Here is a 14,151-nt window from a genome sequence, read left to right on the forward strand (position 1 = left end):
TCCCGGTTCGGACTGATGCGGGAAGACTATCCGCCCGATGCAGATAGAGAGGCTGTTTGGAAGTCCTGGCGTAGAGAGACTCTCTCTATCGGGTTGCCCGGCGAGAGAATCTCTCCGCTCCTATGACGACGCCGGCAAAAGCTCTGCGAGGGGCAGCGCCACCTCGTCCTTCACGGTCTTGATGACGATGTAGGTGAAGTAACGATCGATGCCGATCTCGCGGTCCAGCAAGCGATCGACCAGCCGCTGATAGGCGTCGATGTCGCGCGCCATTACCTTCAACAGATAGTCGACGCCGCCGCCGACAGACCAGCAGGCGACGATCTCGGGAACATCGCGTATAACGCGCTCGAAGCGGTCGAAATCGGCCTGGCGGTGGTTTGCCAGCGTCACCTCCATCAGCACGGTGGCAACGGGTGCCACGACGCGCATGGCGATCCTGGCGTGATAGCCCGAGACGATGCCGGCCTTTTCCAGCTTGCGCAACCGCATCCAGCACGGCGTCGGAGACAGGCCGACCTGCTCGGCCAGCGCCAGCTTGGTGATGCGTCCGTCGCGCTGGATGGCGTCGAGGATTTTCAGGTCGATCGGGTCGAGTTTTGCTGATGTCATCAGGGCTCACTTTTTCGTCCGAGTACCATGACGGCGCATTATTTCGATTGTCAATTGCACTGATTTCGATCTCTAATAAGTCATGACATTGTGGCAACCCGATCCCGCGCTTATCCGGCGGCCGGCCTATCAGTCGCTGGCCGACCAGTTCGCGCGCGCCATCCATGACGGACGCCTTGCCAATGGCGCGCGGTTGCCGACCCATCGCAGGCTGGCCGACGACCTCAAGCTTTCGGTGCAGACGGTTAGCCGCGCCTATGAGGAACTGATCCGCCGCGGCCTGATTTCGGGCGAGATCGGCCGCGGCAGCTTCGTCCAGACGCAGCGCCGCGAGCCCGAGCCGCCCTATCTGCCGGAGCGGCTCGGTGAAGTCATCGACCTTTCGATCCTGAAACCGGTCTGCGAGCCGATGCATCTTGAGCGGCTGAAGCAGGCACTGGGATGGCTGGCTGAGAACCTGCCGTCGAGTTCAGCACTTTCGTTCCGGCCCAACATGGTGTTTCCCCGCCACCGCGCGGTGGCGGTCGAATGGTTGAGACTGTGCGGCCTCGATGCATCGCCGCAGAACGTCAGCCTGACCAACGGCGCCACCGCCGGCATGACAGTGGCGCTGATGAGCGTCGCGCCGCCGGGCTCTACGGTCGCCACGGAGGCGATCGGCCACCATACGCTGGTGCCGTTGGCACGCTATCTCGGCTTCAACCTGGAAGGCCTGCCGATCGACGACAACGGCCTGATTCCGGAAGCGCTGGACGAGGCCTGCCGGCTTTCCGACATCCGCGCGGTCTTCGTGCAGCCCTCGGTCATCAATCCGACGGCGACGCTGATGGATGCGCGGCGGCGAGAAGAGATCGCGGCGGTCGCGCGCAAGCACGATATCGCCATCATCGAGAACGATGTGCTGGGTCCGCTGGTCGAAGACCGGCCGCCGCCGGTTGCCGCGTTCGCGCCGGAGCGTACGCTCTACGTCACCTCCTTCACCAAGATCACCGTGCCCGGCCTGCGCATCGGCTATCTGGCCGCACCCGACCGCTACGTCGCCGCCGTCGCCAACCGGCATCTGGTTTCGAACTGGATGGCGACGCCGCTGGTGGCCGAGATCGCCACCAAATGGGTGACCGACGGCACGGCGATGGAGCTTGTCCACTGGCAGCGCGCGGCTTTGCGGCGCCGGCAGGATATTGCAGCGCAGGTGCTGGCGGGGGTCGACTATCGCGCCCGGCGAGACGGGCTGCATGTCTGGCTTCAACTGCCCGCGGACCGTGCCGAGGAAAGCTTTGTCGCCCAGGCCCGCCTGCAAGGCGTGGCTATCGCGCCCGGAACATCCTTCCGTATTTCGGGTGCGCCCTGGCATCCGGCGGTGCGTATCTCGCTGGGTTCGACCACCGAGGGGGAACTGCGCGCCGGCCTCGGCGTTGTCACCAAGCTGCTGCTTGGCGATCCGGAGCATCTGCTGCTCGCAATCTAGGTCCGGTTTGCCCGGAAATTGTGCGGAATCAGAATAATTGTCATGATATTATTTTCCCAATTGACATGATTTGGCGCGTTCCGCATCGTTAAGGGGCATAAGCTTCTCCAGCACGGGGAAATAGATTTGTCCGCACCAGCGCCCATCATCAAGATCGACAGCATCTCGAAAAGCTTCGGCAGCTTCAAGGTGCTGGACGGCCTGTCGATGCAAGTCATGCCCGGCGAGAAGCTGGCACTGATCGGCCCATCGGGTTCGGGCAAGACGACGATCCTGCGCATCCTGATGACGCTGGAGCGCATCGATGGCGGTCATATCCAGATCGACGGCGAGCAGCTCTATCACATGGAGCGCAATGGCCAGCTGTTGCCCGCCGATGAGCGGCATCTGACAAGGATGCGCCAGAAGATCGGCATGGTGTTCCAGCTGTTCAACCTGTTTCCGCACAAGTGCGTCATGGACAATGTCACGCTGGCGCCGATGCTGACCAAGGGCACGCCGCGTGCCGCCGCCGAAAAGCGGGCGATGGAACTGCTCGAAATGGTCGGCATGGCCGACAAGGCCAAGAACATGCCGGCGCAGCTGTCCGGTGGGCAGAAGCAACGCGTGGCGATCGCTCGGGCGCTGGCGCTGTCGCCGAAGATCATGCTGTTCGACGAGGTGACGTCGGCGCTCGATCCAGAGCTGGTCGAGGAGGTGATGAACGTCATGCGCAAGCTCGCCGCCGAGACCGACATGACCATGCTGCTGGTCACCCACGAGATGGGCTTTGCCCATGATTTCGCCGACCGGGTGCTGTTCTTCGATCGCGGCAGGATCGTCGAAGAAGGCAAACCGGACGAGATTTTCCGCAATCCCAAGCAGGAGCGCACGCAAGGTTTCCTGAAGAAGATCATCGCGGCCGGACATCGGGTCTGACCGCAATGCCCAGGGCGACGAAGTCGTCCCGAGGCGGCGAGGGCCGCCATGCAACAAAGCAAGACAAGAAACAAGGAGTTGGGAACAATGAACAAACTTGGCATTCTGGCCGGCGTTGCCGGTCTTGCACTGACGGCGGTGCTGGCCGCCTCGATCCCCGGTTCGGCCGATGACAGCAAGCTCGAGCAGCTCAAGGCGCAAGGTTTCGCCCGCCTCGCCATCGCCAACGAGCCGCCCTATACGGCGGTCGCCGCCGACGGCAAGGTTTCGGGTGCCGCGCCTGATGTGGCCCGCGAGATATTCAAGCGGCTCGGCGTCGCCGACGTTGCCGCTTCGATCTCCGAATATGGCGCCATGATCCCCGGCCTGCAGGCCGGTCGCTTCGATGTCGTCACCGCCGGCCTGTTCATGAAGCCGGAGCGCTGTGCTGCGGTCGCCTATTCGGAACCCGTGCTGTGCGACGCCGAGGCGATGCTGGTGAAGAAAGGCAATCCAAAGGGCTTCAAGAGCTATGAGGATGTCGCCAAGGATACGACTGCGACCATCGGCGCGCCGGGCGGCGGCACCGAGGAGAAGCTCGCGCTCAATGCCGGCGTGCCACGCGATCGCGTCATCGTCGTGCCGGATGGCCAGAGCGGCGTGAAGATGCTCCAGGATGGCCGCATCGACGCTTATTCGCTGCCCGTCCTGTCGATCAATGATCTGGTCAAGAAGGCCAACGATCCGAACCTCGAAGTCATCGCTCCGGTGCAGGGCGCACCGGTCTATTGCGACGGCGCCGCTTTCAAGAAGGGCGACGAGGCACTGCGCGACGCCTTCGATGTGGAACTGGCCAAGATGAAGAAATCAGGCGAGTTCGCCAAGATCATCGAGCCCTACGGCTTCTCGGCGGCAGCCGCGATGTCGACCAGCCGCGACAAGCTCTGCGCGGCGAAGTGATTCTTCCTTCTCCCCGTTCAACGCGGAGAAGGTGTCACGAAGTGACGGATGAGGGGCGGCGCCAAACCTTCGCAAGTTCGCGCCGCCCCTCATCTGCCTGCCGGCATCTTCTCCCCGTAAACGGGGAGAAGATGCTAAACCCAACGTTGGAAACCGAATGACCCAGTGGTCCGGCTATTTCGGCCTGATATTGCAGGGAGCGCTTGTCACCATCGAGCTGACGCTGATGGGGTCGGTGCTGGCGCTGATCATGGCCTTCCTCGCCGGCATGGGGCGCGTGTCGCGCTTCTTTGCGCTGCGTTGGTTGGCCACCGCCTACATCGAGTTCTTCCGCGGCACCTCGATCTTCGTGCAGTTGTTCTGGGCCTATTTCGTGCTGCCCTTCATCGGCATTTCGCTGACCCCGTTGCAGGCCGGCGTGCTGGCGCTCGGCCTCAATGTCGGCGCCTACGCCGCCGAAGTGGTGCGCGGTGCCATCCAGTCGATCGGCCGCGAACAGTATGAGGCCTGCACAGCGCTCAATCTCGGCCGCTGGCAAGGCATGCGCCACATCATCCTGCCACAGGCGCTGCTGGTGATGCTGCCGACCTTTGGCAACAATGCCATCGAATTGCTCAAGGCGACCGCCGTGGTGTCGCTGATCTCGCTCACCGACCTGACCTTCCAGGCGCAGGTGGTGCGCGCCCAGACCGGCAACACCCTGGTGCCGTTCACCACCATCCTGATCATCTATTTCATCCTCGCCCTGCTCATCTCGTGGGGCGTGCGCTCGCTGGAACGACGCATGGCGCGCGGCCTCGACGGGGTGCGTGCCTGATGGCCAACTCCCTTCTGATAAATTGGGCCTACTGATGGAATGGGATTGGAATTTCGTCTGGGAAATCATGCCAACGCTGATCCAGGGCGTGAAGATCACCATCCTGGCGACGCTGCTCGGCTCGGTGCTGGCGGCGATCGTCGGGCTTGGCATTGCGCTGGCGCGCCGCTCGCCCAACAAGGCGTTGTCGCGCACGGTCGGCTGGGCGGCTGAATTCATCCGCGGCACGCCGCTGCTGGTGCAGCTCTATTTCATCTTCTACGTGCTGCCCGACATCGGCATCCTGCTGCCGCCGCTGGTCGCCGGTGTCATCGGGCTCGGGCTGCATTACGGCACCTATACGGCCGAGGTGTATCGTGCCGGCATCGACAATGTGCCGCGCGGCCAATGGGAGGCCGCCAAGGCGTGCAATTTGAGCGCCAGTCAGACCTGGACCCACATCATCGTTCCGCAGGCTATCCCACCGATGATTCCGGCGCTCGCCAATTACTTTATCGCCATGTTCAAGGAAACGCCGCTGCTGTCGGCGATCACCGTGCTGGAACTGATGAACCAGGCCAAAAGCGTCGCCAACACCTACTATCGCTATATCGAGCCGATCACCCTGGTCGGTGCTTTCTTCCTGGTCATCAGTCTGTTTTCGGTCGTGTTGCTGCGCTGGCTGGAACGCCGCTACGGCAAGATCGAGAGGTAACCGATGAAACCCTTGCCCGAGATCAAGGTATATCCAAAACGGCCGGCACTGGATGCGCGTCCGCTGGAGCGGCGCATCGGCCTGATCATCCTGGCCACCGACCACACCAGCGAACCGGATTTCCGCCGCATGGTGGCGAGCGAACGCGTCGGCGTCTATGTCGCGCGCATTCCCTATGCCAACCCGACGACGCCCGAAAACCTGCGCAAGATGCAGCCGGCGCTGACGGCGGGCGCGGCCCTGATCCTGCCGGATGAGCCACTCGATGCCGTCTGCTATTCCTGCACTTCGGCCTCGGTGGTGATCGGCGATGCCGAGATCGAGGCGGCGATCCAGGTCGCAAAGCCCGCCGTGCCGGTAATCACCCCGCCGATGGCGGGCGTGCGCGGGCTGCGTGCGCTGGGCGCAAGCAAGATCAGCATCCTCACTCCCTACACGGTCGAGACATCCAGGCCGATGGCCGCCTATTTCGCGGCGCACGGCTTCGAGATCGCCAGCTTCACCTGCCTCGGTTTCGAGGACGACCGCGAGATGGCGCGCATCGCACCGGCGGCCCTCGTCGAACTGGCGCGTGAGGCGATCGACGCCAGCGCCGATGCGCTGTTCGTCTCCTGCACGGCGCTGCGTAGCGCCCTCGCGGTCACCGGAATGGAAAAAACTATTGGACGTCCCGTGGTGACCAGCAACCAGGCGACCGCCTGGAATTGTCTGCGGCTGTGCGGAGATGACACGCCGCGTCCCGAATTCGGCCGTCTGATGACGCAGCCATTTGCCGCCTGATTGATGATCATGACACAGGTCACTCTTGAGCACATTCGCGCCGCGCGTGAGCGCATTGCCGGCAAGGTCGAGCGCACGCCGACAGTGCTGTCCCAAAGTCTTTCCGAAGGGCTGGGCGTCCCCGTCCACCTCAAGCTCGAACACCGGCAGACCACCGGCAGCTTCAAGCTGCGCGGCGCCTCGAATGCCGTCGCTTCGCTCAGCACCGCGGAGAAGACGCGTGGCGTGGTCGCGGCCTCGACCGGCAACCACGGCCGCGCGCTGGCGCATGCGGCGAAGCTTGAGGGCATGCGCGCGGTGATCTGCATGTCGCGGCTGGTGCCTGAAAACAAGCTCGACGAGATCCGCCGGCTGGGCGCGGAGGTTCGCATTATCGGCAACAGTCAGGACGATGCCCAGCAGGAGGTCGATCGGCTGGTGGCGCAAGAGGGGCTGGTTATGCTGCCGCCCTTCGACCATCCCGACATTGTCGCCGGGCAAGGCACGCTCGGGCTTGAGATGATCGAACAGGTCCCGGATGCTGCCCTCGTCCTGGTGCAGTTGTCGGGTGGCGGGCTCGCCTCAGGCGTTGCCGCGGCCATCAAAGGCGTCAGCCCCGGCACAAAGATCATCGGTGTCTCGATGGCTCGTGGCGCGGCGATGAAGGCCAGCCTCGATGCCGGCCGCCCGGTGCTGGTGGAAGAATTGCCGACGCTGGCGGATTCGCTCGGCGGCGGCATCGGCCTCGACAACCGGCTGACCTTCGCCATGTGCCGCGACCTGCTCGATGGTATCATCCTGCTTAGCGAGGACGAGATCGCCGCCGGCATCCGTCACGCCTATGCGCGCGAACGCGAAATCGTCGAGGGCGCCGGCGCGGTCGGCATCGCCGCGCTACTCGCCGGCAAGGTCAGGTCGGACGGGCCGGTGGTCGTGCTTCTCTCCGGCCGCAACATCGATATGGACGCGCACCGCAGGATCGTCTGCGGCGAGGCGCCATCGCTCAAGGAGCACGCCGCATGAGCCGGATGACGATCCTCACCGAGCAAGAATTGCGCGCGATCGTGACACTCGATCTCGATGCAGTCGCCTGCGTCGAAAACGCCTTCCGTGCGCTTGCCACCCTGCCGGTGGCGATGCCGCCGATCCTGCGGCTCGATATTCCCGAGCATCGCGGCGAGGTCGACGTGAAGACCGCTTACGTGCCTGATATCGACGGTTTCGCCATCAAGATCAGCCCCGGCTTTTTCGACAATCCGAAGCTCGGCCTGCCCAGCGTCAACGGCATGATGGTGCTGCTGTCGTCCAAAACCGGGCTGGTCGAAGCACTGCTGCTCGACAACGGCTATCTCACGGATATCCGAACCGCTGCTGCCGGCGCCGTCGCCGCCAAACATCTGTCGCGGCAGGACTCGTCAGTTGCCGCGATCTTCGGCGCCGGCGTCCAGGCCGGGTTGCAATTGGAAGCCCTGATGCTGGTGCGGCCGATTACCGAGGCGCGCATCTGGGCGCGCGATGCGGCAAAGGCCGAGGCAACCGCCGGAGCCCTGCGCGAAAAGCTCGGCATTCTCGTGCATGCCGAGCCCGACGCGGCAAACGCAGTTGTCGGCGCCGACATCATCGTCACCACCACGCCTTCGACCGAGCCGCTGATCAAGGCGGGTTTCGTTTCCGCCGGCCAGCACATCACGGCGATGGGCTCCGACGCCGAGCACAAGAACGAGATCGCGCCGGCAATCCTGCGCATGGCCGATCTCTATGTCGCGGACAGCGCCCGTCAGACGCGGCGGCTGGGTGAGCTGCATCACGCCATCGCGGCGGGCGTGATGGCCGCTGAGGAAGAGGTGACCGAACTTGGCCAGATTATCGCCGGTAAACGGCACGGTCGGCGCTCGGCCAGCGACATCACCATCGCCGATCTGACCGGCACCGGCGTTCAGGATACGGCGATAGCTACGTTCGCCCGCGATCGGGCGCGGGTGGCCGGTTCCGGGGCCATTTTCGAAAGCTGATGCTGGCCAAGGCGTGATCCGGAAAAGTGGGAACCGGTTTTCCGAAAGATCACGCCCAAACAAGAACGACGGGCCGGTTTCAACGAAGTTGAAACAGGCTCAAGGCCCAACAAACGAGGACCAAGAACAATGCAACCGAACCTGAGATTCTCGCGCGGCGAATATGCGGATCGCCTCGCCAAGACACGCAAAGCCATGGAGGTGAAGGGCGTCGATCTTCTTGTTATCAGCGACCCGTCCAATATGGCCTGGCTGACCGGCTATGACGGCTGGTCGTTCTACGTGCATCAGGCGGTTATCGTGCCGCCATCGGGCGAGCCGGTCTGGTACGGCCGTGGCCAGGACGCCAACGGTGCCAAGCGCACTGCCTATCTCGCGCATGATAACATCGTCGGCTATGCCGATCACTATGTGCAGTCGACCGAGCGCCACCCGATGGATTTTTTGGCCAGCGTGCTTGCGGATCGCGGCTGGGGCAAGCTGACAGTCGGCGTTGAGATGGACAATTACTGGTTCTCGGCCGCCGCCTTCGCATCGCTGCAGAAGCATTTGCCCAATGCCCGCTTTGTCGATGCCACCGCGCTGGTCAACTGGCAGCGCGCGATCAAGAGCCCGACCGAGATCGACTATATGCGCAAGGCGGCTCGCATCGTCGAGGCGATGCACCAGCGCATCTTCGACAAGATCGAGGTCGGCATGCGCAAATGCGATCTCGTTGCCGAAATCTATGATGCCGGCACGCGCGGCGTCGATGGCATCGGCGGCGACTATCCGGCGATCGTGCCGCTGCTGCCGTCGGGTGCCGATGCCTCGGCGCCGCATCTGACCTGGGACGACAGACCGATGAAGCGGGACGAGGGCACCTTCTTCGAGATCGCCGGCTGCTACAACCGCTATCACTGCCCGCTGTCGCGCACCGTCTTCCTAGGCAAGCCGACGCAGGAATTCCTCGATGCCGAGAAGGCGACGCTGGAAGGTATGGAAGCGGGGCTGGCCGCGGCCAAACCCGGCAACGCCTGTGAGGACATCGCCAACGCCTTCTTCGCCGTGCTGAAGAAGTATGGCATCGTCAAGGACAACCGCACCGGCTATTCGATCGGACTGTCCTATCCGCCGGACTGGGGCGAGCGCACGATGAGCTTGCGTCCCGGCGACCGCACCGAACTCAAGCCCGGCATGACCTTCCATTTCATGACCGGCCTGTGGCTGGAAACGATGGGACTGGAGATCACCGAGTCCATCCTGATCACCGAAACCGGTGTGGAGTGCCTGGCCAATGTGCCGCGTAAGCTGGTGGTGAAGGATTGAGCCCGATGTCGAATCTACGCTCATCACCGGTCGCGCCGACCGTCGATTTCGACCGCGACGGCGTCCAGCACGGCTTCCTGCGCTTGCCCTACAGCCGCGACGATTCCGCGTGGGGCTCGGTGATGATACCGATCTGCGTCATCCGCAACGGCAACGGACCGGCAGCTCTGCTGTCCGGCGCCAACCATGGCGACGAATATGAGGGGCCGCTGGCCCTCTACGATCTCGCCAGGACCCTCGATCCCAGGCAAGTCAGCGGCACGGTGATCATCGTGCCGGCAATGAACTATCCGGCGTTCCGCGCCGGCACGCGCACCTCGCCGATCGACAAGGGCAACATGAACCGCAGCTTTCCCGGCCGGCCGGACGGAACGGTGACCGAAAAGATCGCCGATTACTTTCAACGTGAGCTGCTGCCTCGCGCCGACATCGTGTTCGACTTCCACTCCGGCGGCAAGACGCTGGACTTCGTGCCGTTCTGCGCGGCGCACACTTTGCCCGACAAGGCGCTGGAACAGAAAGCCTTTGACGCGGTCGCGGCCTTTGCCGCTCCGTTCTCGATGCGCATGATCGAGATCGACGCCGTTGGCATGTACGACACGGCAGCCGAGGAGATGGGCAAGGTCTTCGTCAGCACCGAACTTGGCGGCGGCGGCACGTCGCGCGCGCAAACCGTGCGGATCGCGAGGCGCGGCATTCTCAACGTGCTGCGTCATGCCGGCATTGTAGATGGTGCGGTCGAGAAGACTCGAACCCAGTGGCTCGACATGCCGTCGGGCGATTGTTTCTCGTTCGCCGAAGACGACGGCATGATCGAAACCATGGTCGATCTCGGTGAGCCCGTCAAAGAAGGCTCGGTGCTGGCGCGCATTCATTCCACCGGCCGCACCGGCGTCGCTCCGCAGGAGATCCGGGCAAAAATGTCGGGCATGCTTGCGGCGCGGCATTTCCCCGGGCTGGTTAAGGCCGGCGACTGCGCGGCGGTGGTGGCTGTGCACGTCTGAGCGGCTCCGCCGGGGCCTGCTCCACCCGGTTCGGGTCCATCGTCACTTGTTCTGCGTCCGTCGCGGAGCCCTTCGGCGCGGCGGAAAGAAGCAGGATAGCGGGCGGAGTCGACATTGCAGGAGGATGTCACTATATAGCGGCGGCTTCGACCCGCGCGCCCGAGGGCAGCACCTCGAAGCAACTGTGAATGTGTAGTGTTTTGCGCCATCTATTGTGACGGAAATCGGCTCGGAAACCGGAAAAAAGCAAATAGAAACAGTGGCGCAGCGCTGGGTGTGACCCAGCCAACGGTACCGACCCCTCCAGAATCAGAAAATGCCCTTGACCCCTCGATTTCCTATGGCTCTGTGGACCTTGGACGGCATTGGCTTGCCGGCTGACCGCGACTCGGCTGGAATGGGGACATGCATCCTTTGGGGGATGTCGACGTTTATGATTACCAACCGGCTTTGCCGCCAGGGAACAGCAGTATGAGCGAACACGCCATCGAATTCTTGCGGGGATGGATCGGCGAAAAGGTCCATTGCCAGTCCCCTCAGGCAAGGATCGACAAGCAGGCCGAAACCTTGGCCAAGGAGTGCGCCGCCGAGGCGGCCGAGGTCGGCATTCCGCTGGAGGATATCCAGGAAGAAGTCGGCGATATCCAGGAACTTATCGCATCCCGGCTTGAGGAAGCGGCCGAGGCCGAAGAAAGCCAGCAGGCCCCCAGAAAAGCCGCCGAATGATCAAAGCCGCCGAATGATCGCATAGCGGCGACATTGTTGCAGCGCGGGCTTCTGGCCCGCGTTTTTGTCTTCAGCCAAAGGTCTCCTTCAGCCACGTCTTCGGCAGCGCCGGCACGAAATTCCCGTCGCGTCCGGTCATATCGTCATTGGCAACCAGCGCGTTGAGGATTGCTTCCTCCACGGTCTGGATCACCGCATCGAAAAACGGATCGATGTCGGTATCGGGAATAAAATCGGCACTGGCGATGCGGCCGGATGGCGCCCGCGCGGCGCTCGCATTGGCGGTCGAGAAGGCGATGAAAATGTCGCCTGAACTGTGATACCCGAAGCCTCCGGTCATGGCGACGCCAAGCGGCACCCGTCGGGCCAGCCGCTTCATCTGATGCGGCAGGAACGGTGCGTCGGTGGCGATGACGGCGATGATCGAACCCTTTTCGGCGCGCGGTGTGCCTTCGCGGACAGCCGGTTCGACGAGTTGCGGCCCGGCGCGCAGGCCGCGAATGGCAATATTGCGCCGTTTGCCAAAATTGGACTGCACGAAGGCGCCGACCGTATAGGCACGGCCGTGCCATTCGACGATGCGCGATGCCGTGCCGGAGCCGGCCTTGAAGCCGAAGGTGATCATGCCGGTGCCGCCGCCGACGCTGCCTTCCTCGATCGGTCCGCCGGCGGCACCGTCGAGGGCCTGCGCAACATGCTCCGACGTCAAATGGTGGCCGTTGATGTCGTTGAGGAAGCCGTCATAGGTCTCCGCCGCCACCGGCAGTCCCCAGCCGCTGTCAAGCGCCGCCGGCAGCACGCTTTGCATCCAGCGCAGCGTGCCGTCGCGGGAAACGCCGCAGGAATGCGTGTTGGTGATGGTGATCGGGAAGTTGAAAGCGCCGGTTTCCTCGACGATGTGCGAGCCGGTCAGTTCGCCGTTTCCGTTCTGGCTGAAGATCCCGGCGAAGACCGGGTTGGCGAGGTCGGCAAGCGGCCTGGGCAGGATCGCGGTCACGCCGGTGCGAACCGGTCCCTCGCCGACGACAAGCGTGCCATCGCCCGAGATCAGCGTCGCATAGCCGACCGCGACGCCGGGCACATCGGTGATCGCGTTGAACGGTCCAGGCCGTCCGTCGAAGCCGATGCCGAAATTTCGCGCGCGCGGTTTGCCTGAGGGCGTTGCCAGATGATGCGGATTGTCGGTCATGGTGTCAGAATAGGGATCCCTGATTGCCAGGCTCTTTGGCCTTGGCCGCCGGCTTGGCCACGGCTTTCGGTTTTGCCGTGCCGCTGATTGCCACCGCATCGGCGGTCCCGTCGGCGAACTCGAGCGAAAGCGCCATTCCCGACACCACGTCGGCAGCCTGCTTGACGACGGCGCCGTCCGCATCCCTCACCAGCGCAAAGCCGCGGGCCAGGACGGCCTTGTGCGACAGCGACGCCATCAACCTGTCGGCCTGGACGACGCGGCCGCGCAGGCGCTCCAGCCTGAGCACCACTGCTTGCGTGCCGCGTCTTGTCAAAGCTGTCAGCAAATCCCTCTGCACGCGTTGCCGCCGTGCCGTCGGCTCGATCGTGATGCGGCCTTGCAGCATGGCCAGTTGCTGCTTGTGCCGCTGCAGCGAAGCCCTGGCACATTTTGGCAATTGATCCGCCGCCCGGTTAAGCTCCGCACGCCGGGCTCTTGCCATCGCACGCAGTGCCCCTTGTGCTCGCAAAAGATTGCGTTCGTTGGTGCGCCGGGCCTCTGCAATGCGCTGCGACAGCATTGCCGGTGTCAGTTTCACGGCAAAAAACCTTGCACGCTTGCGTTCGGTGGAGACCAACAGGCCCCGGCCGAGCCTGGATGTCGCCTCATCGAGGCGCCGGCGCGGCAGCGCCAGCAATTGATCGGGCGAGGGCAGAGCCCGGGCGGCGGCACGGGCGGCCTGCCGCTTGCGCTCGAAATTGCGCAGCACCGCCGCTTTCAGCCGCGCACCGAGGCTGGCAAGCGTTGCTTCGAGGTCGGCCTTCACCGGCACGGCGATTTCGGCCGCGCCTGTCGGTGTCGGCGCCCGCACGTCGGCGACGAGGTCGATCAGCGTCCAGTCGGTCTCGTGGCCGACAGCCGAGATCACCGGAATGCCGGAAGCGGCAACCGCGCGGGCGAGCGCCTCGTCGTTGAACCCCCAGAGGTCTTCGAGGCTGCCGCCGCCACGCGCCACGATCAACAGATCGGGCCGCTGGATGGCGCCATCCCATGCCAGCGCGTTGAAGCCGTTGACCGCGGCTGTCACTTCCGCGCCTGACGTCTCGCCCTGAACACGCACCGGCCAGACCAGGACATGCAGCGGAAAGCGGTCCTTGATGCGGTGGATGATGTCGCGGATGACGGACCCTGTCGGCGAGGTGACGACGCCGATGACGCGCGGCATAAACGGCAGCAGCCGCTTGCGACCGGTGTCGAACAGCCCCTCGGCCTGCAGCCGCCGCTTGCGCTCTTCCAGCAGCGCCATCAGGGCGCCGGCGCCGGCAGGCTCCAGATTGTCGATGACGATCTGGTAGTTGGATTTGCCGGGATAGGTGGTGAGCTTGCCGGTGGCGATCACCTCCATGCCCTCTTCGGGACGGAACTTCAGCCGGCTCATCGTGCCTTTCCACACCACGGCGTCGAGCCGCGCGCGGTCGTCCTTCAGCGCGAAATAGGCATGACCTGAGGAATGCGGCCCGCGATAGCCTGATATCTCGCCACGCACCCGCACATTGCCGAAAACGTCCTCGACCGTGCGCTTCAGCGCGCCGGAAATCTCGCTCACCGTATATTCGGCGGCGTTGGTGCGTGATTCGGATGCTGCTTCGCTCATCCGTCGATTGGGGAACGGTTGGGCGCCCGCGTCAAGGCGGTTGCGTCGGGCCAGCCGTTCATAACCCGC

The 14,151-nt window shown here is 63.9% G+C and carries 14 protein-coding genes; 11 read left to right on the plus strand and 3 right to left on the minus strand.

The features are described from left to right. Window positions 1-120: 120 nt before the first annotated feature. Window positions 121-612 (minus strand): Lrp/AsnC family transcriptional regulator, encoded by a 492-nt coding sequence (locus tag EN990_RS00265; protein ID WP_127368984.1) that lies wholly within the window; start codon window positions 610-612, stop codon window positions 121-123. A gap of 82 nt (window positions 613-694) precedes the next feature. On the opposite strand from EN990_RS00265, the gene EN990_RS00270 reads away from it, so the two are divergent. From EN990_RS00270 to EN990_RS00320, 11 genes are all read left to right on the plus strand, one after another. Then, complete coding sequence (locus EN990_RS00270) at window positions 695-2,080, plus strand: PLP-dependent aminotransferase family protein (RefSeq protein WP_013530325.1); 1,386 nt, start codon at window positions 695-697, stop codon at window positions 2,078-2,080. A 126-nt stretch (window positions 2,081-2,206) separates the two neighbouring features. After that, window positions 2,207-2,998: an ectoine/hydroxyectoine ABC transporter ATP-binding protein EhuA gene (gene ehuA, locus EN990_RS00275; RefSeq protein WP_027162225.1), complete on the plus strand. Its 792-nt coding sequence runs from the start codon at window positions 2,207-2,209 to the stop codon at window positions 2,996-2,998. A gap of 87 nt (window positions 2,999-3,085) precedes the next feature. Continuing rightward, on the plus strand, window positions 3,086-3,937 hold the full coding sequence (gene ehuB / locus EN990_RS00280) for an ectoine/hydroxyectoine ABC transporter substrate-binding protein EhuB (RefSeq protein WP_013530327.1): 852 nt from the start codon (window positions 3,086-3,088) through the stop codon (window positions 3,935-3,937). Between the two features lie 157 nt (window positions 3,938-4,094). Next, the gene (gene ehuC / locus EN990_RS00285; RefSeq protein WP_013530328.1) at window positions 4,095-4,754 is read left to right on the plus strand and encodes an ectoine/hydroxyectoine ABC transporter permease subunit EhuC; all 660 of its coding nucleotides are present in this window, start codon (window positions 4,095-4,097) and stop codon (window positions 4,752-4,754) included. A gap of 34 nt (window positions 4,755-4,788) precedes the next feature. Next, on the plus strand, window positions 4,789-5,448 hold the full coding sequence (ehuD, locus tag EN990_RS00290; RefSeq protein WP_024502312.1) for an ectoine/hydroxyectoine ABC transporter permease subunit EhuD: 660 nt from the start codon (window positions 4,789-4,791) through the stop codon (window positions 5,446-5,448). 3 nt (window positions 5,449-5,451) lie between these two features. Beyond that, on the plus strand, window positions 5,452-6,228 hold the full coding sequence (eutA, locus tag EN990_RS00295; protein WP_127367172.1) for an ectoine utilization protein EutA: 777 nt from the start codon (window positions 5,452-5,454) through the stop codon (window positions 6,226-6,228). A 3-nt stretch (window positions 6,229-6,231) separates the two neighbouring features. Continuing rightward, complete coding sequence (gene eutB, locus EN990_RS00300) at window positions 6,232-7,230, plus strand: hydroxyectoine utilization dehydratase EutB (protein WP_127367171.1); 999 nt, start codon at window positions 6,232-6,234, stop codon at window positions 7,228-7,230. Further along, window positions 7,227-8,219 carry an ectoine utilization protein EutC gene (gene eutC / locus EN990_RS00305; protein ID WP_127369274.1) on the plus strand — a complete coding sequence of 331 codons (993 nt, stop codon included), beginning with the start codon at window positions 7,227-7,229 and terminating at the stop codon, window positions 8,217-8,219. The genes eutB and eutC overlap by 4 nt, the downstream gene beginning before the upstream one ends. Window positions 8,220-8,348: 129 nt before the next feature. Next, the gene (gene doeA / locus EN990_RS00310; RefSeq protein ID WP_063172777.1) at window positions 8,349-9,527 is read left to right on the plus strand and encodes an ectoine hydrolase DoeA; all 1,179 of its coding nucleotides are present in this window, start codon (window positions 8,349-8,351) and stop codon (window positions 9,525-9,527) included. A gap of 5 nt (window positions 9,528-9,532) precedes the next feature. Continuing rightward, a complete protein-coding gene (gene doeB / locus EN990_RS00315) occupies window positions 9,533-10,531 on the plus strand; it encodes a N(2)-acetyl-L-2,4-diaminobutanoate deacetylase DoeB (RefSeq protein ID WP_024502317.1) in 999 nt (332 codons plus the stop codon). Window positions 10,532-11,002: 471 nt separating this feature from the next. Next, window positions 11,003-11,257: a DUF768 domain-containing protein gene (locus EN990_RS00320; protein WP_127369275.1), complete on the plus strand. Its 255-nt coding sequence runs from the start codon at window positions 11,003-11,005 to the stop codon at window positions 11,255-11,257. Between the two features lie 70 nt (window positions 11,258-11,327). Here the strand turns inward: EN990_RS00320 and EN990_RS00325 are convergent, their stop codons facing one another. Next, window positions 11,328-12,446, minus strand: a complete 1,119-nt coding sequence (locus tag EN990_RS00325; protein ID WP_127367110.1) for a P1 family peptidase — start codon at window positions 12,444-12,446, stop codon at window positions 11,328-11,330. 4 nt (window positions 12,447-12,450) lie between these two features. Continuing rightward, a complete protein-coding gene (gene xseA / locus EN990_RS00330) occupies window positions 12,451-14,082 on the minus strand; it encodes an exodeoxyribonuclease VII large subunit (protein ID WP_127367109.1) in 1,632 nt (543 codons plus the stop codon). Between the last annotated feature and the right edge of the window lie 69 nt (window positions 14,083-14,151).

Source organism: Mesorhizobium sp. M7A.F.Ca.US.005.03.1.1, assembly GCF_003997975.1.
Taxonomy (GTDB): Bacteria; Pseudomonadota; Alphaproteobacteria; order Rhizobiales; family Rhizobiaceae; genus Mesorhizobium; species Mesorhizobium ciceri.